Annotated in this window: 19 protein-coding genes; 9 read left to right on the top strand and 10 right to left on the bottom strand. The window is 38.3% G+C overall.

Annotation, left to right across the window (positions count from 1 at the left end; genetic code table 11):
- Positions 1 to 21 precede the first annotated feature (21 nt).
- A complete protein-coding gene (locus E6H07_02155; GenBank protein ID TMI64740.1) occupies positions 22 to 1,110 on the top strand; it encodes a M48 family metallopeptidase in 1,089 nt (362 codons plus the stop codon).
- A gap of 42 nt (positions 1,111 to 1,152) precedes the next feature.
- On the opposite strand, the gene E6H07_02150 is transcribed toward E6H07_02155, so the two are convergent.
- Positions 1,153 to 2,196 carry an alkane 1-monooxygenase gene (locus E6H07_02150; GenBank protein TMI64739.1) on the bottom strand — a complete coding sequence of 348 codons (1,044 nt, stop codon included), beginning with the start codon at positions 2,194 to 2,196 and terminating at the stop codon, positions 1,153 to 1,155.
- Between the two features lie 270 nt (positions 2,197 to 2,466).
- Here E6H07_02150 and E6H07_02145 point away from each other — a divergent pair, with 270 nt between their 5' ends.
- The gene (locus tag E6H07_02145; GenBank protein ID TMI64738.1) at positions 2,467 to 3,939 is read left to right on the top strand and encodes a DUF1800 domain-containing protein; all 1,473 of its coding nucleotides are present in this window, start codon (positions 2,467 to 2,469) and stop codon (positions 3,937 to 3,939) included.
- 35 nt (positions 3,940 to 3,974) lie between these two features.
- Positions 3,975 to 5,174, top strand: coding sequence for a DUF1501 domain-containing protein (locus E6H07_02140; protein ID TMI64737.1), 1,200 nt, complete (start codon positions 3,975 to 3,977; stop codon positions 5,172 to 5,174).
- Positions 5,175 to 5,241: 67 nt separating this feature from the next.
- On the opposite strand, the gene E6H07_02135 is transcribed toward E6H07_02140, so the two are convergent.
- Together E6H07_02135 and E6H07_02130 are read right to left on the bottom strand one after the other, a co-directional pair.
- Entirely contained in the window at positions 5,242 to 7,254 is a 2,013-nt protein-coding gene (locus E6H07_02135) for an oligopeptide transporter, OPT family (protein ID TMI64736.1), read from the bottom strand.
- Between the two features lie 99 nt (positions 7,255 to 7,353).
- Complete coding sequence (locus E6H07_02130) at positions 7,354 to 9,027, bottom strand: peptide MFS transporter (GenBank protein ID TMI64735.1); 1,674 nt, start codon at positions 9,025 to 9,027, stop codon at positions 7,354 to 7,356.
- A gap of 159 nt (positions 9,028 to 9,186) precedes the next feature.
- Here E6H07_02130 and purD point away from each other — a divergent pair, with 159 nt between their 5' ends.
- The 4 genes from purD (at position 9,187) to E6H07_02110 (ending at position 14,184) form a co-directional block, all read left to right on the top strand.
- On the top strand, positions 9,187 to 10,467 hold the full coding sequence (gene purD / locus E6H07_02125) for a phosphoribosylamine--glycine ligase (protein TMI64734.1): 1,281 nt from the start codon (positions 9,187 to 9,189) through the stop codon (positions 10,465 to 10,467).
- Between the two features lie 197 nt (positions 10,468 to 10,664).
- A complete protein-coding gene (locus E6H07_02120) occupies positions 10,665 to 11,606 on the top strand; it encodes a helix-turn-helix domain-containing protein (GenBank protein TMI64733.1) in 942 nt (313 codons plus the stop codon).
- A 54-nt stretch (positions 11,607 to 11,660) separates the two neighbouring features.
- A complete protein-coding gene (locus E6H07_02115) occupies positions 11,661 to 11,966 on the top strand; it encodes a hypothetical protein (GenBank protein ID TMI64732.1) in 306 nt (101 codons plus the stop codon).
- A 43-nt stretch (positions 11,967 to 12,009) separates the two neighbouring features.
- Positions 12,010 to 14,184, top strand: a complete 2,175-nt coding sequence (locus E6H07_02110) for a TonB-dependent receptor (protein ID TMI64731.1) — start codon at positions 12,010 to 12,012, stop codon at positions 14,182 to 14,184.
- Here the strand turns inward: E6H07_02110 and E6H07_02105 are convergent, their stop codons facing one another.
- Positions 14,185 to 15,228: a hypothetical protein gene (locus E6H07_02105; GenBank protein ID TMI64730.1), complete on the bottom strand. Its 1,044-nt coding sequence runs from the start codon at positions 15,226 to 15,228 to the stop codon at positions 14,185 to 14,187.
- On the opposite strand from E6H07_02105, the gene E6H07_02100 reads away from it, so the two are divergent.
- A complete protein-coding gene (locus E6H07_02100) occupies positions 15,227 to 16,468 on the top strand; it encodes a PepSY domain-containing protein (protein TMI64729.1) in 1,242 nt (413 codons plus the stop codon). The two genes, E6H07_02105 and E6H07_02100, sit on opposite strands and share 2 nt — an antisense overlap.
- 21 nt (positions 16,469 to 16,489) lie before the next feature.
- On the opposite strand, the gene E6H07_02095 is transcribed toward E6H07_02100, so the two are convergent.
- From E6H07_02095 to E6H07_02070, 6 genes are all read right to left on the bottom strand, one after another.
- Positions 16,490 to 17,560: a porin gene (locus E6H07_02095; GenBank protein ID TMI64728.1), complete on the bottom strand. Its 1,071-nt coding sequence runs from the start codon at positions 17,558 to 17,560 to the stop codon at positions 16,490 to 16,492.
- Between the two features lie 10 nt (positions 17,561 to 17,570).
- Complete coding sequence (locus tag E6H07_02090; protein TMI64727.1) at positions 17,571 to 19,532, bottom strand: potassium transporter Kup; 1,962 nt, start codon at positions 19,530 to 19,532, stop codon at positions 17,571 to 17,573.
- Positions 19,533 to 19,560: 28 nt separating this feature from the next.
- Positions 19,561 to 20,247 carry a response regulator gene (locus tag E6H07_02085; GenBank protein ID TMI64726.1) on the bottom strand — a complete coding sequence of 229 codons (687 nt, stop codon included), beginning with the start codon at positions 20,245 to 20,247 and terminating at the stop codon, positions 19,561 to 19,563.
- Positions 20,240 to 21,322, bottom strand: coding sequence for a DUF4118 domain-containing protein (locus E6H07_02080; protein TMI64725.1), 1,083 nt, complete (start codon positions 21,320 to 21,322; stop codon positions 20,240 to 20,242). The genes E6H07_02085 and E6H07_02080 overlap by 8 nt, the downstream gene beginning before the upstream one ends.
- Before the next feature lie 114 nt (positions 21,323 to 21,436).
- Positions 21,437 to 22,123, bottom strand: a complete 687-nt coding sequence (locus E6H07_02075) for a response regulator (protein TMI64724.1) — start codon at positions 22,121 to 22,123, stop codon at positions 21,437 to 21,439.
- A complete protein-coding gene (locus tag E6H07_02070; GenBank protein TMI64723.1) occupies positions 22,120 to 23,196 on the bottom strand; it encodes a PAS domain-containing sensor histidine kinase in 1,077 nt (358 codons plus the stop codon). The genes E6H07_02075 and E6H07_02070 overlap by 4 nt, the downstream gene beginning before the upstream one ends.
- Before the next feature lie 151 nt (positions 23,197 to 23,347).
- On the opposite strand from E6H07_02070, the gene E6H07_02065 reads away from it, so the two are divergent.
- Positions 23,348 to 25,315 carry a potassium transporter Kup gene (locus E6H07_02065; protein TMI64722.1) on the top strand — a complete coding sequence of 656 codons (1,968 nt, stop codon included), beginning with the start codon at positions 23,348 to 23,350 and terminating at the stop codon, positions 25,313 to 25,315.
- Positions 25,316 to 25,400 lie beyond the last annotated feature (85 nt).

The raw sequence follows: 25,400 nt of genomic DNA, 5'->3' as shown, positions 1-25,400 counted from the left end.
TTCGATTCTTAATTTTGAATTATGGACGGATACAACGCAATCTATATTGCACAGGGACATGAATCACAAAATGCGACTGTAATTTTTCTGAAAGATAAACTCAGTATTGGCCTGATGGATGAACACGGCAAACCCAAAGTCGTTTATTGGTTTTATGATAAAATAGTCAGGAATGACTTTCGTCAATATGGAAAACTAATAGTGAGGCATGAAGGATTTCCGCCACAAAGCCTGGAAGTAGAACATCGTGAATTTGCAGACAAACTCAATGATCATTTTAAAAAATCGGACCGTTCATTTTTGCGTAAAGCGTTTACACCCGGCACTATTACAATGATTCGCTTTGCTTTTATTTTTTTTGGATTTCTTGCTGCTGTTTATTTCTTTTTGGTTCCCTGGCTCGCTGTACGTTTAGCCAACAAAGTCCCTGTTTCATTTGAGGAAAAAATGGGTAATGGGATGTTTGATGCACTGAAAACAGGAATGACGATCGATGAATCAAAGACGGCGATCATCAATGAGTTTTTTATAGAGTTACATATTCCGACGAAATATAATATTCAGGTAACTGTAGTAAAAGATGATGTGGCTAATGCATTTGCCATGCCCGGTGGCAATATTGTCGTGTATGAGAAGCTCCTGAATAGCATGAACAGTTATGAAGAACTGGCAGCACTCCTCAGTCATGAGTTTACGCATGTCAACAACAAGCATACAACTAAATCTTTATTCCGGCAATTGGGTTCTACTGTTTTTCTCTCCGTTATATTAGGCGATGTCGGGGCTATAAGCAGTGTTATTGTCAACAATGCTGACCGCCTAAAAGGGTTATCCTATGGCCGCAGCCTGGAAAAAGAAGCTGATCTGAATGGATTACAATTATTAAGTGAAAGAAAAATTGATTGCAATGGATTTATCGGGCTGTTTACGTTGCTGCAAAAAGAAGTGGATGCAGCGGGTGTTACAGAACCTGCTGAATGGATAAGCAGCCACCCTGATCTTCAAAAGCGGATTGAATATGTAAAGTCAAATGAATCTTTCAACATAAGAGGTGCAGAGAAAAATGAAACATTACAGACATTGTTTCTGAAATTGAAAACTGCTGAATAAAATTTACTTCACATTTATTAAAGATAGCAGGATGAAAAGTAGTTAACCGAGTTCTTTTATCTTTTTATTCATTACCCAAAACCATGCAGGCGGAAAAAGCGAAAGAATAAGCATACCCGGATAACCTGTAGGCATTTGTGGTGAATCTTCATGATGACGTAATAGCTGGTACTTACGGCTGGCAAGATAATGATGATCGCTATGACGACTGAGCTCGAATAAGAATAAACGGCCTATTACATGATTGCTGTTCCAGCTATGAGCAGGCATGGCCCTTTCATATTTTCCATCTTCAATTTTTTTGCGTTGCAAACCATAATGTTCGATATAGTTTACTGTTTCGAGTAACAGGATCCCTATTACCGCAGCAACGAGATAATATACAGTAGTCAGCCATCCGAATACAAAAAAGATGACCAGAACAAATGCAATTTGAATAATACTAAACTGTATCATTTCGTTGTGTAGCGATAAAACTGGGTTACCTTTTTTCTTAACATCGCTGATGGCAATACGCCATGCACTTATATAACCTGCAAATACAGTACGGAAATAAAAGGCATAGACCCATTCATTATATCTTGCACTACTCGGATCTTCGGGGGTTGATACTTTTTTATGATGGCCTTTATTATGCTCAATATAAAAATGCATGTATTGTGAAGTAAGCAAAAGCATTTTTGCAAGAAACTGTTCTCTTTTGTTTGTACGATGGCCCAGTTCATGTGCCACATTAATTCCAATGACACCGCAAAGCATGCCCATTACCCAGATGCGGCCAACAATATCATACCATTGCATGGTGGTATCATTGGTCATTACATATAAAAATTTTATAAGCAATACGTATTGAAAGATAACGGAGAGATAAAGCAGTATATCATATGATTTGTCTGCTTTTGCCATTTCTTCTTCGGCGGCAGACATGTTTTTTTCTTTTGGCTTAATAAATAACTCCAGGATCGGAATTGCAACCCATGCCCATGCCAATGGCAGCCATACCTGCCAACCTGTAACGCTGAACGAATGATAGGCACCCACGGACAGCACAAACGGGAGAGCATATTTTAATGCACGGATCGACATAAGTTATTTACTATCTTTTTTCTTTTAAAACAACTATGATTCGGACTGAGACGTCGTAAATGCTGAACAGGATTACCAGACGTACAAGTGTGCGACGCAACAGGCGATAATAGTAGTAATACAGCTGGGCACCTAAAAATAAAAAATAAATCGGCTGGTTTAACGTTTCATTGCCGTGTAGTTTAAACTTCGGAACTTTATTTGAGTCTCTGCACAGGAATTCACCCCCTTGCGGAGTCCTATAATGATGGAAATCAAATTTGTTAGCCCATGTCAATGACAATCCAAACAAAAAATCTGCACCTGATGTGGCGTGCAGGTTTCGGGCCGGCTGTAGAGCAGCTCGGCGACCTGAACAAGTATTCCCCCAAACAATTTTATAAAGCGCTGCAGAAAGCCTCGGAAAAAAGACCAGAGTATATTGATGTGGCCGATGATTACCTGAAAGGGTTGATGTTGGGTATTGAAGAAGCGGGCCGCCAGCAAAAGAAAGAGATGGATGAAGATCAGCGTAAACAAGTGCAGCAAAAAAACAGGCAGGGTGTTCGCAACCTGAATATGTTCTGGATGCATGAAATGGTGAACACAGGTGCACAGCTTCGGGAGAAATTGGGATTTTTCTGGCATGGCCATTTTGCCTGCCGTAATCTCAATGTTTTCTATCAGCAGGGTCTATTGGATATTATCCGTCGGAATGCTTTAGGCAGTTTCCGAACAATGCTGCATGAAGTTTCAAAGAGTGCAGCAATGCTTAATTTTTTGAACAATCAGCAAAATCGGAAAGATCATCCTAATGAAAATTTTGCCCGTGAAGTAATGGAGTTGTTTACTCTTGGCCGTGGCAACTATACTGAAGAAGATATAAAAGAAGCCGCCCGTTCTTTTACTGGCTGGAGCAGTAATGTAAAAGGTGAATATGTGTTCAGAAGGTTTCAGCATGACTTTGGGAGTAAAACTTTCTTAGGTAAAACCGGGAATCTTACAGGCGAAGAAGTGCTGGATCATTTGCTGGCACAAAAACAAACAGCAAGGTTTATTACACAAAAGATGTATAAGTTTTTTGTGAATGATACACCTGATCAAAAGAATATAGAATGGCTTGCTGACCGGTTCTATAAAAATGATTATGACATCGGTAAACTCTGCGAGGATATTTTTACCAGTGATTGGTTTTATGATGATAAGAATATCGGCGTGAAAATAAAAAGCCCGGTAGAGCTGCTGACAGGTATACAACGTATGCTGCCGATGACATTGGAAAATGAAGAATCGTTGATGTTGTTGCAAAGAGTATTGGGCCAATTATTATTTTACCCGCCTAATGTAGCTGGATGGCCGGGAGGCAAAGCATGGATCGATAGCTCAACGCTGATGATGCGGATGCGGATACCACAAATGTTGAATGACCAGGATGAAATGAATGTAAAACCCAAAGATGATGATGATACGATGATGGGAAGAAAGAACGATAAAAATGAAGACCCGAAAGCCAAAGGACAAAAGCAGATGGGAAAATTAGGCAAGCCTATTTTGGTAAATATCGACTGGACAAAATATGTAAAGAATTTTGACCCGGTGAAAAGAGAGAAACTATTAGCAGATATGAACAGTGTGTTGCTCGTGACCAATAAGGCCGTGAGTGATGACCTGGTAAAAAAATTCAGCGATGAAAGCGGGCGGGAGGATTTTATTAAATCTGCAACGATTCAGATAATGAGTACACCTGAATACCAGCTTTGCTGATCTATTTTTTTTAATTGATTATTTAAAACTTAGTCATGTTAATACGCAGAAAAGAATTTTTACAAGTTGGTTCATTAGCCACAGCCTCGTTAATGCTTCCTAAGTTTTTAAAAGCATTTGAAGCAAGCAATATGGTGCCTCCCGGAAATAAGGTAACTGTTGTATTGCAGTTAAGTGGTGGTTGCGATGGGTTGAACCAAATTATTCCTGTAAGAAATGATATCTATTATAGATCAAGACCAAGATTAGGTGTTGCAAAAGATAAAGCATTATCATTAACTGATGAGGTGGGCATTCACCCTGCATTAAGCGGTTTGAAAGAATTGTATGATGATGGCAGCATGGCTGTATTGCATAATGTCGGTTATCCAAATCCGGACCGTTCACATTTTCGCAGTATGGATATCTGGCAAACAGGTAGCCAGAGCAGTGAATACTGGAATACAGGTTGGGTGGGCCGTTATCTTGATGCACAGTGCAGTGGTTGCGACCATCCTACACAGGCTATAGAAATGGATGATGTGCTAAGTCTTGCATTGAAAGGGGATCATTTAAAAGGTATTGCAGTAAAAGACCCGAGAAGATTATACGGAACAGCGAACGAAAAATATTTTAAAGAGATCAATAAGAATCATGCCGATGAGACGGGTGAGCAGCCTGTCGATTATCTCTACAAAACATTGGCTGAAACGATGTCATCTGCTGATTATATTTTCCAGCAAAGCAAATTACATCCTTCAAGTGCTGATTATCCGAAAACAGACCTGGGAACCAGTCTTAAAACAATTGCTTCACTGATCTATTCCGAGATCAATACAAAAGTGTATTACCTTTCATTGGGAAGTTTTGATACACATATCAACCAGGAAATGCAACAGCAACGTTTGTTTACTGAACTGAATGATGCGGTGAAAGCTTTTACAAAAGATTTAAAAGCCAACGGACGTTTCAATGATGTGCTGCTGTTTACGTTTTCCGAGTTTGGAAGAAGGGTAGCACAGAATGCAAGTAATGGTACTGATCATGGCACCAGCAACAATATGATATTTATCGGCGGCGGTTTAAAACAACAAGGTTTGATAAACGAAATGCCGAATCTCGCTGATCTGGATGAAGGCGATTTAAAATATAAGATCGATTTTAAAAATGTGTATGCAACTGTTTTAAAGAACTGGTTGAATACCGATGATGTAAAAATATTAGGCAAGCAATATGAATATTTGAAGTTTGTGTAATAACTATCAGCAAAAAGAAAGAGGCGATACATTGTATCGCCTCTTCTTATTTGTATCATCAATTTCACTAAGTCATTTTCTTTTTGGCTATTGCTACTTTCCAGAGAATAAAGCACATCGCAGCAAAGAAGCCAACTCCTAAGATCATGTAAAGGTCTTCTCCCAAACTGTGGGACAAGGCTTCTTCAAAATTTAGTGCCTTCATTTGTGCTTCGAAGAAAACAGTGAGTATAGCTGCTATTACACCAAATAAGGCACCCCCTGCAACAAGTCCAGTTGCGAATAAATTTCCTTTTCTCAGATCTTCTTCCTCTTCGGGTTCTTTATTTTTCTTTGCATGTTTATCGGCTATTCCTTTTATAAATCCCCCGACAAAAATTGGAAATGTGGTAGAAAATGGCAAGTAAGTACCTACTGCGAAACTCAAAGCTTTTATGCCGCAGAGTTCAAGAACGATGGCAATAAAAACCCCTACCATTACAAATTGCCAGTCGAGATCACCACCCAAAATACCTTTAATAATTGTTGCCATTAATGTGGCCTGCGGGGCTGAATAGGTTTCGCCAATTGCATGTTGAACACCTGTTGCAGCTAATGCACTTGATGGTGTATCAAGAATTTTTACAGTCCAGCCTATAACAATTGAAGAAACAATTGCCCCGATAAATAAAGCTAGCTGTTGATATTTTGGAGTAGCACCTACAAGATAGCCGGTCTTTAAATCTTGTGATGTAGCACCGGCATTGGCAGCAGCTACACAAATCATTCCTCCTACAACCAGTGCCATTGGTTCATATACTTTTCCTGTCCAGCCTACTCCGATAAAAACAAGACAGGTCGCCATGATCGTAGCGATCGTCATTCCGCTGATTGGATTGTTGGATGAACCAATCAAACCAACTATTCGGGAAGAAACGGTAACGAAGAAAGCGCCGAAAATAACTACTAGCAATCCCAGCAATAAACGACTGCCAATATTTTCGCCGGGAATAAATGAAAGCATTGACATAATAAGAATCAATCCGAGACTTCCATAAAGTACAACTTTTATATTCAAATCCCTGTCTGTACGGGCAACTGTTGCAACAGTTGACTTGTCTTTCACAGAGCCAATACTTTCTTTAAAAGAAGAAACAATTGTAGGGATCGTTTTTATCAACGTAATAAATCCACCTGCTGCAACTGCACCAGCACCTACCTGTCTTATAAATGCCCGGTATAAAGCTTCTGCATTGTTGACAAATGTATGAGTGGTTGGGTCCCATCCGTATTTAGCAGGATTGAGATCAAGTTTTGTCAACTGTGCATAGGTAGTATCACCAGGAATTAATGTGGCTAACAGCGGAATTAGAACAAATGAACTTAATACACTTCCAGCAACTAATATTCCTGAAATTTTTGGGCCGATTATATAACCAACACCAAGATATTCCGGGGTTATTTCGCCATTGATCCTTGCAGAAGGAAGATATTTATTTTTAAGGCTTGTAACATACACGGGAGCTTCTGAAATGACATGAAATATTTTTTGCAATACAGCATAACCTACTGCTACACCCATACCGAGAAAAGCGGTTTTAGCAAGATCCCCACCTTTTTCGCCGGCTTTTAAAACGGAAGCGCAGGCAGTTCCTTCAGGATAAGGAAGTGTTTCATGCTCTTTCACAATTAATGAACGTCGTAGCGGAATCATCATCAATGTGCCGAGCATACCGCCTAAAACGGCCAGCGTCATAATGGTTAGATAATTAAAAAAGCTGCTGCTTTCAGGAGAACTTAAAAATAAAAAGCCCGGCAGAGTGAATACAACACCTGCTGCAATACTTTCACCTGCACTGCCTGTGGTTTGAATGATATTATTTTCAAGTATTGTTGTTTTCAAAAACAATTTACCTAACGCAATTGAAAGAACGGCGATTGGGATAGAAGCAGAAACGGTAAGACCTGCTTTTAAAGCAAGATAAACAGTGGCAGCACCAAAAATAATTCCGAAGATGGCACCTGTGATAACAGACTTGATTGTAAACTCTGCCATCTGTGTTTCAGCGGGCACAAAAGGTTTGAATTGTTGTTCAGCCATATCAGTTGATTTTAGTTATGTGAAAGTTAAGAAAACAAATCCTAGAGAAAATAAAAAGGTGGCTCAACGACCACCTTAAAAGATTTTGTCAATATGAATTTATGCAGTACCTGTTTTATCTCTTACAATTTTATCCAACGATTTTACTTTGGCAAAAATTAATAAACCTCCAAGTATTGCTGCAACTGTAATGATGCCGAAGAAAATTCTTTTATCAGGCATTTTATCCCAGAAGCTGGCCATTACACCTGCTACTTTACCGCCCAATGAAGTTGAAAGAAACCAACCACCCATCATCAATGCAGTTAAACGTGGTGGTGCTAACTTAGATACAAAGGATAAGCCGATCGGGCTTAAACAAACTTCGCTGACGGTAAATACACCATAGGTAAGAAACAACCAGAGCGATGAAGCTTTATGTGTATAGATGCTGGGTACGGACATTACAGCAAACACCATTACTAATGCACTCAACCCGGAAATAACTAATGCCCATGCAAACTTACTTGCAGTAGAAATAGGTTTACCTCGTCGGGCCATATATGCAAAGAATGCAATGAGCAACGGGGTCAATGCAACGATGAAGAAAGGATTGATCGATTGAAAGAGTTCTGTATTACCAACTTTTGTGATTCCGTTTTCCGGCCATTTTTCTTTTGGCACATTTGCAAAATAAGGATCGGGCCCCATTGTTTTAACCGCATTTCCTGAGTCATCGGTAACAACCCTCATATACTGATCCAGTTGTTCTGTTTCTCTCGGTTCCGTACCTAAATTCTGCAACATATAAATTCCATCAGCAGGTTTCTCCATAAACTTAGGAATCGATCGGTCAGTATGTGATTCAGCCCAGATAGTAAGCCCGGTTGAATTTTGATTATAAATTGTCCAGAAAATAATTGAGATCGTAAAAATAAATAACAAAGCGCCGATCCCTTTTTTATCTTCTGCATTTCCTTTTGTCCATAAACGTGTATAAAAGACAATTACAGGAATACAGGCAAGAACAAATGCATCGTTAGAATCAGAACCCATCAGGTTTCCGGGAATCAGCCATCCAAGCACGCCAAATATTATCATTGGCAAAAAAACCGAACCGAAAATTTTCGATATGGGCATATCACCGGCCTGCATCGGCTTTTTTACATCATATTGTTTTATATGTTTAAGATTTGCTGCCAGCCAGATAAGTCCGATTATCAATCCAATACCTGCTGCAGAAAAAGCAGCACCCCAGCTAATTTTATTTCTTAATACAGCAGCAGCAAAATTGCAAAACAATGCACCGATATTGATACCCATATAAAAGATATTGTAAGCATTATCTTTTAAGGGTCTCAGATCTTCTCTATTGTACATATTGCCAAGCAATGTGGAGATATTAGGCTTAAAAAATCCATTGCCGACAATGATGCATCCCATTGCGATATACATTGTATAATCCCCCGGCAGTGTTAATGTCAGGTAACCAATAGCCATTAATGAGCCGCCTAAAAAAATTGACCTGATATAACCAAGATATCTATCGGCAATTAATCCCCCGATAAATGGTGTGAGATAGACAAGAGCGATAAAGGTTCCAACTACATCAGCACCCATTGCTCTAGGTAGTCCCTTACCGGTGCTGTTGGTTAAATAAAGAAAGAGGATACCTACCATCAGGTAATAACCGAAACGTTCCCACATTTCAGTAAAAAATAAAACCATTAATCCTTTTGGGTGTTTGCCTAATTGATGAGGCTGTACGGAAAAAACATCTTGAGTTTGGCTCATACAATCTTTTTTAGTTTTTAAATCAGATTAATTGCGGATAAGATGCAGGTTAAGGCTCGCCAAAATAAGGAAATTTGAGCATACAGCTATTTTTCACTTTATTCTTTAACAATCGTGTCCGATATTCGCCGGGCTTTAACTAACAAACACAGGACTCTGATGAATGTATTACTACTTGGCTCAGGTGGCCGTGAACATGCACTGGCTTTAAAAATTTCTCAAAGCAAACTTTGTTCAAGTCTTTTTATTGCACCTGGTAATGCAGGTACATCACAATGCGGAACCAATTTGCAATTTGGGGTAAATGATTTTGAAGCGATAAAAAAAGCATGCATTGAAAAAAAGATTGATATGGTGGTGGTAGGACCGGAAGAGCCATTGGTAAAAGGTATCACTGATTATTTAATAGCGGAGCCTGCACTTTCAAATCTCGACATCATTGGTCCAACAAAAGCCGGTGCACAACTCGAAGGAAGCAAAGCATTCTCCAAACATTTTATGCAGCGGCATAATATTCCAACTGCTGCTTACAGAGAATTTACACTGGATAATTATGAAGAAGGTGTTGAGTACATCCGGAAACATAGTCTACCGATCGTATTAAAAGCAGACGGCCTGGCTGCAGGAAAAGGAGTAGTGATCTGCGAATCGGCATTTGAAGCATTAGCCGAATTTGACTTGATGATCCAACGGGCAAAATTTGGTGAAGCAAGTAAGAAAGTTGTTATAGAGGAATTTTTAAAAGGAATTGAGCTATCTGTTTTTGTTTTATCAGATGGTAAAAATTATATCACTTTGCCGGAAGCAAAGGATTATAAAAGAGTAGGAGAAGGGGATACCGGATTGAATACAGGTGGTATGGGCGCCATCAGCCCGGTGCCTTTTGCTGATGCTGCGTTTATGAAAAAAGTAGACGAAAGAATTGTGCAGCCAACAGTTAATGGTTTACACAAAGAAGGATTGGAATACCGCGGTTTCATTTTTGTTGGTTTGATAAAAGTAGATGATGAACCTTATGTGATAGAATACAACTGCCGGATGGGTGACCCCGAAACTGAAGTAGTAATGCCACGATTGAAAAATGATCTGCTTGAATTATTGCAGGCAGCTGCTGAGCAAAAATTAAATGAAATAAAAATTGAAGTTGATGACCGTGCTGCTTGTACTGTTGTTGCAGCAAGCGGTGGTTACCCCGGTGATTATAAAAAAGGGATTGAGATCAACGGGCTTGATGAAGCATCGAAAGGGGAAAGTTTTGTTTTTCATGCAGGCACCACGGCCAATAATGGTAAAGTGCTTACTAATGGCGGCCGTGTACTTTGTGTTACTTCTTTTGGAAGCGAAACATCATATGCCGCCCTTAAATCTGTAAAGACGCTGAATAAAATTTCCTTTGATGGAATGTTTTACCGTTCAGATATTGGGTATGAGTTTGAATGATGTGCGGATTTGTGGATTTGCGAATGTGCGGATGAATGCTGAATAGGATTGTTTTAGTACAATAGTGCGACGCAACGACAGCCAAATCAAGGCTTTGCCGCCGGTTGCCCAATAAATCTTCGACTTAAGGCTACTGCCCAAACCCTTAACATACATCAAGCGAATTTGTGGTGGCGATGACGTAAATTTGTTGTTCGATGCATAATCCCCAAGATATATTGAATGTGGCCTACGGACAAAACCTGATGCAGAACGATATGCAATTGCTGCAGGAAAAAGTTCAGCAAATACCAGGTTCGGTTCAGTATACCATTAAAAGATACCGCAAGCATTCGCAATGGAATATTGATGATACAGGTATGTTGGTTTATCATTATGAAAAAAATGAGAAGAAAGAGAATTACCTGGAGCTGCGTTATTGTGTAAGTGGTAATGTGTATTGCCGGAAGAAAGATACAGAGTGTGATATGTGCCAGTTTAGTGCATCAAAAAACTGTGTTGAAAAAGTGGACAGTGTAGATGTTGTGAGTTTCCGGTTTTCTCCGCGTCAGTTATCTCAGTTTGTAAAGCCTCGTAAGACAAACGATACGCTGTCGGAAAATATTCTGACTTTTAAGCACCTTTCTTCTTTTTCCAAAGTACATCCTTTGTGCAGTAAAACAAGACTGGTTTTGGAGGGTTTATTGAATCATACATACAGTGACAGTCTTGAAAATATTTTCATCAATGCACAAACACAGATGCTATTGCTTTACAGCCTCGATTGTATGTTGGGTGAAAAGGAGATTGACATAATCAGTTGTAAGTTCCTGGCGAATGAAGCGGATAGAGATAAAATAGTGAACGCAAGAGAAATTCTTATAAAACATATCGGTGAGCCTATCACGATCAAAGAGCTCAGCCGGAAAGTGGCCATCAACGAATGTTACCTGAAGAAAGGTTTTAAAGAAATGTTCGGCACTACCATCTTTGATTTTTATCAAAGTCAAAGAATGGAACATGCAAAATATTTATTGTATGAAAAAGGCTTGAGTGTAACAGAAGTTTCAGCATTGCTGGGTTATTCTTCTATTTCCCACTTCTCTACAGCGTTTAAAAAACACACAGGTTTAAAACCATGTGAACTGTTGTTGCGATAATAATTACTGCAACGGTATTCATAATTCAGCTTCCAATTTATAGTTTTGTGGCTAATGAAATTTCTAGGCTATATACTTGCCTTTTATATCATACTGCTGTCGGCGGTGCCCTGCTGCAGTTTTGATAATTGTTCTGAAGATAAAATAGAACAAAGCAATAATCATGAACAGGGTGATGATGATTGTGGTAACTGTTCTCCTTTTTTTACCTGTGAAGGCTGTGGTGGTTTTGTTTTTACAGCCGAGCCATTCAACTTTCAATCAACTTCTTCATTTCAAGGTAAAGTTTTTACCGGTTATATAGAATCAATAGTGCCAGACATTCATTATGATTTCTGGCAGCCACCGAAGATTGCCTGATTTTTTAATCAGATAAATTTTCTCTTTATTTAATCATTTACCTATGCAACGATTAGTAATAGTTGCAGTTATTCTCTTATCAGGGTTTACTGCAGCTGCCCAAAATATATTGAAGACAAGGATCATAAACAGTGAAAGTGGCGAGCCGCTTGCAGGAGCTACAGTCAGTATTGAATCATTAAAGAGATCTGCAATAGCTGATACAGCCGGTATTGCTATTATTAATAACTTGGCGGAAGGAAGGTATATTGTAAAGATCAGTTCAGTTGGATATGAGCAAAAAGAAATAGAAGTTGAGATTCCAATGACAGCTGATGTAATAACAATTGAGATGAAAGCAGAACATGAAGAGGAGGAAGAGATTGTCATTCAATCTACCCGTAGTTCAAGAACGATCAGTGATATACCTACCCGAGTTGAGTTTGTAGCCGGTGAAGAGCTGGATGAAAAAGCGAACATGAAACCCGGCGATATCCGAATGGTATTGAATGAAAGTACAGGTATTACTACACAACAAACATCTGCTTTATCAGCGAATGCTTCTATCCGTATACAGGGATTAGATGGAAAATATACCCAGATATTAAGAGATGGACTTCCTCTCTATGGTGGTTTCAGCAGCGGCCTGGGTTTATTGCAAACACCTCCGTTGGATCTAAAACAATTTGAAGTTATCAAAGGATCTGCATCTACGTTATATGGCGGCGGGGCCATTGCAGGGTTGGTAAATCTTATTTCAAAAACACCGGGAGAAAAAAGAGAATTGAGATTTCACCTTGATGCAACAAGTGCCGGCGGAATAAATACAAGCGGATATTATGGACAGAAATTTAAAAAGACGGGAATCACATTGTTTGCGTCACGCAACAGTAATAAAGCCTTTGATCCTTCTACAACCGGCTTTACTGCCATACCGAAATTTGAAAGGTATACAGTAAATCCAAAACTCTTCTTGTTTATCAATGAAAGAACAGATCTACAGTTTGGAGTAAATATGACCACAGAGAAACGTACCGGCGGAGATATTGAATTCATAAAAGGAAATAAAACATCCGGCTATACAGAGGATAATAATTCAGACCGGGTAAGCACCCAGTTTTCTTTTGAAAAAAGATTCGGCAAAAACAGCGCTATCAAATTTAAAAACAGCATCAACTATTTTAAGCGATTGCTGTCAGTTACTCCGTCATATTCATTTGATGGAGAGCAAACAGCCAGTTTTACAGAGTTTACGTATTCCAGTCACGGAGAAAAAGCGGAATGGATCGCAGGAGCCAACGTAGTGACAGATAATTTTGATGAGTCGCTTCCTTTAACGTCCAGCTATTCCGCCAGGGATTATAAACAACTGACTACAGGATTTTTTGTTCAGAATAATTTAAAGGTGAATGACAAATTTATTCTTGAATCAGGTTTGCGGGGCGATTATGTAAAGGATTATGGGTTTGCATTATTGCCAAGGGTTTCCATGTTGTTCAAGATCTCTCCCAAGCTCTCATCCCGTATCGGTGGAGGATTAGGTTATAAGGCGCCAACTATTTTTACAGAAGAAAGCGAAAGGCTCCAGTATATGAATGTAATGCCGATCGATAAAAATATAAATAAACTGGAAAAAAGCTATGGAGTAAATGCGGATATTAATTACCGTACACGATTTGCTGATGATAAGATCAGCTTCAGCATCAATCATCTTTTTTTTTATACCCGCATACATGATCCGCTGGTGTTAAGGCTACAGCCCTCATCCTTGTACCAGTTCATCAATGTAAACGGGCATTTCGACAGCAAAGGAATGGAAACAAATGTGAAGCTGGGTTATGGTGATTTCAAACTTTTTATCGGTTATACTTATACCAATGCTTACCTGCATGAAGGAAGTATAAAAACGGAAAATTTTCTTACATCCCGGCATCGATTAAATAATGTGTTGCTCTATGAAGTAGAAGAAAAATGGAAGGTTGGTTTGGAAGCATACTATTTCAGCGAGCAACAACTGAGTGATGGGGCAACAGGTAAGAGTTACTGGATAGCAGGATTTATGGCGGAAAAACTCTGGAAGAAGATTTCACTCTATATCAATTTTGAAAATTTCACTGATACAAGACAGACAAGATTTGATACCATTTATACAGGTAGCATCAGTGATCCGCAGTTCAGGGATATATATGCACCGCTGGATGGGTTTGTGGTGAATGGAGGAATGAAACTGAGGCTATAATTAGTATGTCTTTTTCAAATCCGGGTTGATGAGTATAATATAATCACCCCGGTAGCTTTCTTTTTCCCAATCAGGATTTGTGAATGACTTATCGCTGAAACTCGCAATGTTCAGAATTTTCAATTTTTTATTTCTCATAAGTAACTGGGCTGCTGTGCCCAGTTTTTCTTCTGTATGAAAACCACCGACACAATGAAATATTTTTGTGTGTTTATTCTTTTTTAAAAACTTATAAATATTATAGCTCATACCAGCATCCCATAAGCTCTGGCTATGATAGACCCTGGGATTATCACCACCCGGTCCAGCTTTCATTATTTCAATAAATTTTTCGCGGTAGCGGCCGGTCAATGTATCATAAGGTAATGGTGGTAAAAAAGCTTTTGCTTCTTTTGATAAACTATCTAATGAAGCCATACCACGACGGCTCACCATGCTTACATAGCGGCGTGGCGGATTAGCAGCTATCACAGGGATCTGATTTTGTTTGGAGTATTCGATCATCGGTCTGTAGTCTTTATAATTACTCCATAGTCTTACATCTTTTGAAAAACGAGCCTCATCTATTTTGCCTGCTAAATATTCATTCAATCCCAATTGCCCGTCGGCTTCAAACATTTCCATACTTAAAGCAAGATTTCCACCATAAGCGGCATGCAATGCTCTGAAGATCCTATTTTCGAGATAATGCCCCGCACTATCATTGTGTTCTTCTCCAAAGAATAAAACATCAGCATCTGCCATATCTGCCACGATCTTGTCAATTGTAATTATTTGTTTGGTTCTTGTGTCATAGATCTTATAATGCATACTTATGCTATCCTGTGCTGTAGCAGGGAAAATAGAAAGAGCAAGTACAAAGCCTATTAAATATTTCATACGAACAAATGTTTCGGTGAATGTAGAATTTGTTTTCCAAATCCGTAAACTGATTTTCCGCATCCGTAATCCATTGGAGTGAGTCCAGCAGTTTCTTTGTACCTCAAATTCATTTTTGTAAGCAACTTTTATTTTAAATACGAGATCACAAACCACCACCAGCATGGCAAAGCAATCAAATAATAAAACGGCCTGGCAGAAAACCAGGAAACTAATAAACGATATTCATCTTTGGCTTGGGCTTACCAGCGGATTAATTGTTATTGCTGTTTGTTTTACTGGTACCGTTTATGTATTTAATACTGAACTCACAGAAGGGGGGGCACTGCATTTATATAAAGTTGAAGTAAACGGACAGCAACTCATTCCTGTTGATTCATTAGTAAAAAACATAACAGATAGTGTTGATGGCATAATTACAAATATTGCAATACCTGCGAGCCTCACCCGTACATACCAGTTCACAGTAAAAAAGAATGGGGACAGTATGAATAGGGGAGTTACTACCTACATGGTAAATCCTTATACAGGCCAAATTACCGGCTCATCAAAAGATAAAAATGGTACAAAAGAATTTATGAGTACGATGTTCAGTTTACATCGCTGGTTGTTGCTGGACAGAGTAAAAACGCCGATCATAAAAGGAATTACCAACAGGGAATTGGGAAGTATGATCACGGGATGGGCTACTATCATTTTTACTTTGGGTTGTTTTACAGGGCTTTTCCTTTGGTTCCCAAAAAAAATAAGAAACTGGAAGCAAGGATTCAAAATAAAATGGAATGCAGGCTGGAAAAGAGTAAATCATGACCTGCATAATACCCTTGCTTTTTATGCTTTATTTTTTTTATTGCTGATGGGATTAACGGGACCGCAATTTTCTTTTCAATGGTATAGGAATGGATTGCAAAAAACATTAGGCACTTATAAACCAAAGGATGCTCCAAAGGAAAAACCAATCAAATCAAAACTACCGGAAGATACTTTTACTATTAAAACATTATCCATTGCAGATTATATAAAGGAGGCAGATAAAGAACTTGCTTACGAAGGCAATTATACAATTTCATTACCTGCTGATCCCACTGCTGCAGTTATTATAACAAAAACAAAACTTGGTTTTTTTGCTCCCGCTGCCGGCGATAGAATTACCTTAGATCAATATAGTGGCAAAGTATTAAAGCTTGATATTTTTAAAAAGAAACCCTTTAATGAAAGAATAGCCGGTTCCATAAAAGCAATTCATGTTGGTAATGTATATGGAACATTTACCAAACTACTTTATTTTCTTGCTTGCTTAATTGCTACCAGTTTGCCTATAACAGGAACAATGATCTGGCTTAACAAGATGAAAAGGAAAAAAAAGAAAGATTCAACAGATCAGACGGTGGAAACGGAGGAGTAGATGAGATTTGTATCATTAATTTTAAAACCAAATAGCCACCGAACTTAGAAAGCAAACATTATTCTTCTTTGGCATATTATCTTTAGAAAAAATAGTATCTGGCGAATCAAATATTCTTACTTCATTCCGCCACAATAAATTTTTCCAAATTTTCCAGTCAAGTGATGTAGTATAGCCATTCAGTCTTAAACCATTTACAGTTGGCGGGGTAACGATAACGCCAGATTGATCTTTATAATATTCATAGCGTAATGCAGCGCAGATTTTATCGGATGTCTTCCATTTGAGTTGCCCAACAAAACCCATCCAACTATTTGTGCCGCTGCTATTTTGTTTTTCTTCAATTCCGAGATCAACAAAAACAGATGCACTAACCTTTTTACTCAGGTTATAAATAGTATAAAAATTATGAAAGAAGCGCAGTTGTTTTGCCACTGAATCCGGTTTTTCATTTCCTAAAAAAGTACTGGAATTAAAGAACCATTTGTCATTTGGATTGAACTGGATTAATGTGCCTGCTGCCAGGTCTGAGTTATTGTCCTTAATGTGCTGCCAGCCGTTTAGGCCTAGCAAAGCAAAACTCCATTTTTCATTGGGAAAATAATTCAGCCTTACACCCGTTTCATAGTAAGGTGAGCCTTCTGCCAGCAGGCTGCGACTCAAAGTCCAGTTGTCTTTACTGATGGCCGACTCGAAACCGATATGAGATGGAAGTACACCGGCATCAAGTGAAATTTTATCAGAAAAAGCATAGCTAACATTTGCTTCATAAATTATCCTTGCCCATTTTGGTTCAGCAGCCAAATTATATTTTGCATAATCACCCGCCATCAATGCAAGATTTGCTTTCCATTTTTTTTTTTGAAATACTGCTTTCAACAAGGCAAGATTAACACCCGGCTGATTATGTCTTTTATGATTGTATAAATAATCTGGCCTCAGTTTGTTTGCTGGGTTATTAAAATCATAACTGTAATAAAAATCTGCGAAGCCGGACACAGTAACTGTTTTTTGCTTTGTAGAATCAGCCTGCTGTCCTTTGGCAAATACAACAGGCAAAATAAAAATGACAAGCAAGAGTAAGATTTTCATCAGTGGGAATTTAAACTCTTTTACTAATTCCGTTTTCACTCCTTATTAAATCTGGTTTAGGCACAGCCTGGTAAACCAGAGGAACGTATTCCACTTCTACATCGCTTTTATCAAGACCAAATGCTTTTTCATCGCTTTGCCCGAGTTGTTTTAAAAAGAAATAACTATTGAGCAGTATTCCTTCACGAAGCACAAATTCATTTTCTACTGACAAGAATTTTTCAATCACCACAAATTTAAAATCAGGTTCTGCGTTGTATTTGGTGGAACCATCAGGTCTTATGTGGAGGTTTAGTTCTTTGTTGGCTACAAGGTCCTGTACAATTTTTTTAAAGAACACTTCGCTTCTTGGCTGAATACGAAAGCCGATATTGATAGTCACCTTTATCACTTTACCATCTATCAATTCCGATACTTCATAGTTCATTGTAAAGGGTTCATCGGTGCGGTGTATGTGCAGGAACCAATACACATCAGCCCGTTTCGGTTTTTTGGAAAAAATTGAATTGATGATCTTCTCTTCTACATTATGCCGGTTATTCGCTTTTGTGAGATAAATAAGATGCGTTGAGAATTTTGGAACATAATCGTCTTCACTTAATTCTTTTATCAGGGTTGTGTATTTACCCAGGTCAACAAACCGAACCAACCGGTTATTAATTTTTCTTGCATAGTACCAGATATACATTACCATAAAAATGAAAAACTCAAAAAACAGGAACATCCAACGTTCTTTTATTTTAGCAACATTAGCTATGAAGAATGAAATTTCAACCGAAACAAAAATGAACAGTACAGCAGCAACCAGCCATTTATTCCATTTTAATTTATACAGCATGAAGTAAGACATCAGTATTGTGGTCATCATCATTGCGATTGTAATAGAAAATCCATAAGCCGCTTCCATATGTGCTGAGTTTTGGAAATATAAGATCATCAGGATACACCCAGCCCATAGAATTGTATTTACACTGGGAATATAGATCTGACCCTTCATATTTGTAGGGTGTCTTACTGTTACTCTCGGCCAGAAGTTTAAGCTCATTGCTTCGCTTATCAAAGTATAAGAGCCGCTGATGAGAGCTTGTGATGCAATAATTGTTGCACCTGTAGCTATTAGAATTCCTGTGATTAAAAACCAATGTGGCATCATTTCATAAAATGGGTTTCTGCCGTTTAATAAACTATCATCCTGGTTCATAAGCCAGGCAGCCTGCCCGAGATAATTTGTCACTAAACATATTTTTACAAATACCCATGAAATGCGAATATTTTTTCTTCCGCAATGTCCAAGATCACTGTATAATGCTTCTGCTCCTGTTGTACATAAAAATACAGCCCCAAGCAACCAGAACCCATGCGGATATTTTGTGAGCAGGCTACCTGCATAATGAGGATTCAATGATTTTAAAATTCCAGGATGATCTAAGATTTGCATGAAGCCTAATATGAAGAGCATTGCAAACCAGATGACCATGATGGGGCCAAATGCAATTCCTACTTTTTGTGTGCCGAAACGCTGAAAGAAAAATAATAACGAAAGAATTACAATTACAATCGGCACTGTCGGTAAACCTGGTATAACCATTTCCAATCCTTCTATTGCCGAAGCAACTGAAATAGGAGGAGTGATGATCCCATCAGCAAGTAATGTAGTTGCTCCAAGTATTGTAGGTATTGCTAATTTTTTTCCATAGCGTTTTACTAATGCATATAAAGAAAAAATCCCGCCCTCTCCCTGGTTGTCTGCTTTCAGCGTAAGCCAGATATATTTTATTGTTGTTTGTAAAACCAATGTCCAGAAAACACAGGATACACCACCATACACCAGTGTTTCATCAATTGTTCTTTCACCAACAATTGCTTTCATTACGTAAAGGGGGCTGGTGCCGATATCTCCATAAATAATTCCCAATGCTACCAACAGCGAGGCAATAGTTATCCTGTTCGAATTGATCCCATTCGTTTTCATCTGTTATAAATTAATATGTGAGTTGATTTTATTCTTTTGCAGAAAAGCGATATCCTACCCCGGCTTCGGTGATAAGATATTCTGGTCTGTTTGGGTTTGTTTCTATTTTTTTTCTGAGTTGTGCGATATACACTCTCAGGTATTGTGATTCATTAATAAATGAAGACCCCCATATCTCCTTCAGTAAAAAATGATGTGTTAGTACACGGCTTTCATTTTTTATAAATAAAGCCAACAGCGAATATTCGGTTGATGTGAGCTTTAATAGTTCCCCGTTTTTCTTTACAGTTCTTAGGGAGAGATCGACTTCCAATCCATTAAAATGAAACACAGGCTCTGAAGCTTCATTTGAAGAAGCTCTCAGCGCTGTGCGGATCCTTGCAAGTAGTTCACCAGTTCTGAAAGGCTTTACTAAATAATCATTAGCGCCATAGTCCAGTGCATTTACAATATCTTCTTCGCTGCTTTGTACAGAAAGTATAATGATGGGTTTGGAATACCACTCCCGCAATTTTTTTAATACATTGTGACCTGAATCATCCGGCAACCCGATATCCAGTAAAATTAAATCTGGCGGAATATTGGCCGCACTTATTAATCCTTCTTTAGCAGTGCCTGCTTCTTTCACTGAATAATCGTTTGATTGCAGTGTAATTTCCAGCATGCGACGGATTGCCGTTTCATCGTCTATTATAAGTATATCTGCCTTATTCATTTTTTAATTGGTTGATATAAGAAAGCTCTGCAGGAATTTCGATGACAAACCTGGCGCCACCGCCAGCTTCATTTTCCAATCGTATTGTTCCTCCATGTGCTTCCACAAATCCTTTTACTATAGAAAGCCCTAAGCCTGTGCCACCCGTTTTTGTGTTTTTTAAACGATAAAACTTATCAAATACAAGATGCTTTTCATCCTCCGGAAACCCATTGCCATTATCTGCAACTATCAATTTCAGTTTATCATGTACACAATCTGCTTTTATTGTTATCACACAATATTTCGGTGTGTAGAGAATTGCATTGTAAACCAGGTTGTATATAACCTGCTCCATTATTCCATAATCCAGTTTGAAAAGCGGCAGGTTCTCTTTGATCATAACAGTCCATGAGTGATGTTTGAATTCAGGTTCCAACCTGTTTATTATCGTATACACAAGTTCATTCACATCACACCAATCTTTTTTCAATTGCAGAAAACCTGATTCAAGTCTCGACATATTCAGCAGGTTGCTTACCTGCTGGTTCAGCCTGAATGAAGCAGCCGAAATTTCTATTGCCAGTCTCTTTTTATCATTATCGGATATTGTTTGTTCATCACTTATTAAACTATCTGATGCCCCGATGATAGTTGCGATCGGTGTTTTTAATTCATGAGAAAGAGAACTGATCAATGTATTGTAGAGTTTGATAGTATTGGCCTTCTCTTCTTTTTTACGGGCTTCTTTTTCCAGCTGCCGGATCTTATACGTAAGAACTGCATTGACCAGTGCTATCAGGAAGTAGGTAAAAAAAAGAATGATATCTTCTGTAGTGCCAATGCTGAAAGTGAAACGTGGAGGGATAAAGAAAAAATTCCATATTAATGCGCTGAGGGTTGCTGCAAGTAATACAGGGGCAATATCAAAAACTATTGCCAGTAATGAAACAGAGATCAGCAAGACAAATGCAGTCACTTTATAACCCAGGTATGCATGTAATACAAAACAGATAGCTGCTACCAATACAATAAATGCAGTACTTATTAAATATTGTTTTGTTTTTCCGATTTGATAAAGAGTAAAAAACTTCATTTCACCTTTGTTATTGATACAACAAAAGTAAATTGACAGTTATAAAGGCCATATCAAGATAAATAGCCGGGCATAAAGATTTTATAAAGAAAAAATTTGAGATGCAGCTAAATATCAACCTTTACTCATGAACCGATAGCCAACACCCGATTCGGTTAAAAGGTATTCAGGCCTGTTCGGGTCATCTTCAATTTTCTTTCTTATCTGTGCTATAAAAACCCGGAGATACTGGGATTGGTTGATATAGCCCGGCCCCCAGATAGCCCGTAATAAATATTGATGTGTTAAAACCTTGCCTTCGTTTCTTGCAAAAATTGCTAGGAGATTATATTCCGTCGAAGTCAGTTTTAAGAATTGATTGTTTTTTTTTACTGTCCTTGCAGCTAAGTCAATTTGAAGTTCGTTAAAGTCAAGTATGGAATCTCCTTCTTCTGTATTTGAATTTCGCAAAGCCGATCGTATCCTGGCTAATAATTCGCCTGTACGAAAAGGTTTGGATAGATAATCATTGGCACCATTATCCAACGCTTTAATGATATCTTCTTCATTTTTCTGAACAGATAAAATAATAACCGGGTTGGTATACCACTGTCGTAATTTTTGCAAAACGATATGGCCGTTTTCATCAGGCAAACCCAGGTCAAGCAGTATCAATTCAGGTGGATGATTGGAAGCCATAATCAACCCATCCTTTGCCGTTGCTGCTGACTTTACAAGAAACCCATTTGTTTGTAGTGTAATGTCAAGCAGCTTTCTCATCTGCGGCTCATCATCAATAATTAATATTTCTGCCTTGTTCATAACACCGCAATTTTTGGGAAAGTAGTTTTTACAGGTATAGCAAGGATAAACCTTGATCCTCCTTTTACAGGTTTTTGCAACTCAACAGTACCGTTTAATGCTTCAGTAAACCCCTTTACAATTGAAAGTCCAAGCCCGGAACCCGGGTTGATCGGATTTTTAACTCGGGAAAATTTATGAAACACATCTTTAATATCTATGTCAGTAAATCCTTTGCCATTGTCTTCAATAGTTATTTCAAGCATATCGCCATGACAGGTAGCAGCGATATCAATCCTGCATTTCGGTTCAGTATGAACCGCTGCATTATTCAGCAGGTTATAAATGATCTGCTCAAGCATTCCTTTATCAACACTGCACAACGGAATAGAAGGACTGATACTGATATGAATACTCCGGTGCTGATTACTTTCTTCCACTCTTTTTACAGTATCGTAAATTAATTCAGTTATATCACACCAGTCAGATTTTGGCTGAATATGTCCAGATTCAAGACGTGAAATATTCAGCAGGTTTTCTACCTGTTGATTTAACCGTAATGATGCTTTTGAAATTTCGAGAATGAGTTGCTCTTTGTTTTCTTCAGTCAGGTTTGCATTGGATTGTAAATTATCAGTAGCTCCGGTTATAGCGGCAATAGGTGTACGTAACTCATGTGATAAAGAATTTAAGATCGTATTGTATAGTTTAACACTGTTGGCTTTTTCTTCTTTTAGCGTTGAGGCTTTTTCTATTTGTCGTATTTTATAAGTTAATACACCATTGATGAGGGCAATAACAAAATACATGATCAGCAGGATTGTGTCTTCGGTTGTATCTACATGTAATGCAAACCGGGGAGGAATGAAAAAGAAATCCCAGATAAAAGCGCTTAAAAAAGCCGAAAGCAATACAGGTAAAATATCAAATAATACGGCCAGCAATGAAACGGTAACTAATAACAGTAAAGCCACAACCCTGTAACCAATTAAACCAGATAACCCGAAACATCCCATTGATACCAACAAAATAATTACAACACAATAAAGATATTGTCTGCCGGGTGCAATTTTTCTAAATAGAAATTTATTCATGAATCGGTAATCAATGCAAATGTACTTGCTTGGCGGTAAGTGTAAACAGCCCTGATAATGCGTAGTATAAGGATTTTATAAAGATTTACCTGGCATTCTGTTTCAGAGCAATTCGCCATTCTATTTTTGTTGCCAAATTTAACTATCACGAATGTCCTCTCACAATCGGGTAACAGGAGCCGGGCTTTTAATCGCATTAGGAATTATATACGGAGATATCGGCACTTCACCTCTTTATGTATTAAATGCAACCATAAACGGAAAAACAATTACCGAAGAATTAATTATTGGCGTTTTGTCATTAATAATCTGGACACTTACCCTTCAGACAACAATAAAATATGTTATTCTCACTTTGCAGGCGGATAACAGGGGTGAGGGTGGAATTTTTTCTTTGTTTGCTTTGGTAAGACGAAGAAAAAAATGGCTGGTCATTCCTGCTATGCTTGGCGGTGCTGCTTTGCTTGCAGATGGAATGATTACACCACCAATTTCTGTAACATCAGCAATAGAGGGACTAAAGCAAGTTCCTGCATTGCATGATATCAGTCAATGGACCGTGATTTATATTGTTATCGGGATACTTTCATTGTTATTCTTTGTCCAGCAGTTTGGAACAACATTTATTGGTAGGTCATTCGGGCCTGTAATGACAGTATGGTTTACCATGCTTGCCGTTTTGGGCATTGTTTTTTTGGTAAAAGATTTAACTGTGTTAAAAGCGTTTAATCCTTATCATGGTATTAAACTATTAATTACCTATCCACAGGGGTTTTATGTTTTAGGCGGGGTGTTCTTATGTACTACCGGCGCAGAAGCGTTGTATTCAGATCTGGGACACTGTGGTAAACAGAATATCCGTTACTCATGGATATTCGTTAAAGCTTGTCTCATCCTTAATTACCTTGGCCAGGGAGCATGGTTGTTAAAAAATTACTCGGGGAAATTAATCAGCGCTGATATGATCGAGACCGGCTTTAACCCCTTTTATGGAGTAATGCCGCATTGGTTCCTTTATTTCGGAATAGCTATTGCAACAGCCGCAACTATTATAGCCAGCCAGGCACTTATTTCCGGGTCGTTTACATTGGTAAGTGAGGCGATGCGTTTAACGCTCTGGCCAAAATTCAAGATCAATTATCCGACAGAAGCAAAAGGGCAATTGTATATAGCCGCAACAAATGTTCTTTTGTTTGCTGGTTGCATAGGCGTTGTACTTTATTTTCAAAAAGCGTCAAATATGGAAGCAGCATATGGTTTGGCAATTACCATCACCATGATCGCTACTTCAGTGCTATTTGCCAACTATCTCGTTGTGCATCGGGTTAAATCTGTTTTTATTTATTTATACCTCACAGTTTATCTCACTATTGAGTCTGCTTTTTTATATGCCAATATGGATAAGTTTCCGCATGGCGGCTTTGTAACGCTTATTATAGGTGGGATCTTATTTTTTATTATGTATGATTGGTACAAAGCAAGAAAGATCAAAAACCGGTATGTTGAATTTGTCCGGTTCGATACCTATATTCCGAAAATACAAGAGTTAAGTAATGACCGTTCAGTAGCTAAATATGCAACACATCTTGTTTATCTCACCAGTGCAGATAATTCGAAAGAGGTCGAGCATAAGATCATTTATTCCATTTTAAATAAAAAACCGAAACGGGCGGATATTTATTGGTTCATACATGTGGATACAGTTGACGACCCGTATACAACTGAATATGCGGTTATGCATATTATCCCGAATGAAATTATCCGTATTGAATTCAGGTTAGGCTTCAGGGTACAGCCGCGGATCAACCTGATGTTTCGTAGAGTGGTGGAAGAATTGGTGAAGAATAAAGAAGTGAATGTAGCAAGCCGCTATGAAAGCCTCGGGAAAAATAATGTTGTCGGCGATTTTCAGTTTGTAGTACTGGAAAAATATTTAAGCCAGGATAACGATCTGCCTTTTTGGGAACGTGTAATTATGAAATTTCATTTCTGGCTGAAAGAGATCAGTCTTTCAGAGGAAAGAGGTTTTGGGCTTGATCCAGGAAATGTTATTGTAGAAAAGTTTCCGCTTATTGTATCACCAGTAACCAAAATACGTTTAAAAAGAGTTGAGGACTGATGGGAGACCGACGGGAAAAAATAAAATCCATTGTTATTATTGTAATGGCATGGTTGATTGCCCTTGCTTTTCTTTGTTTATGTTT

It is taken from the genome of Bacteroidota bacterium, assembly GCA_005882315.1.
GTDB lineage: Bacteria > Bacteroidota > Bacteroidia > Chitinophagales > Chitinophagaceae > VBAR01.
This window is presented reverse-complemented; position numbering and strand designations above follow the sequence as displayed.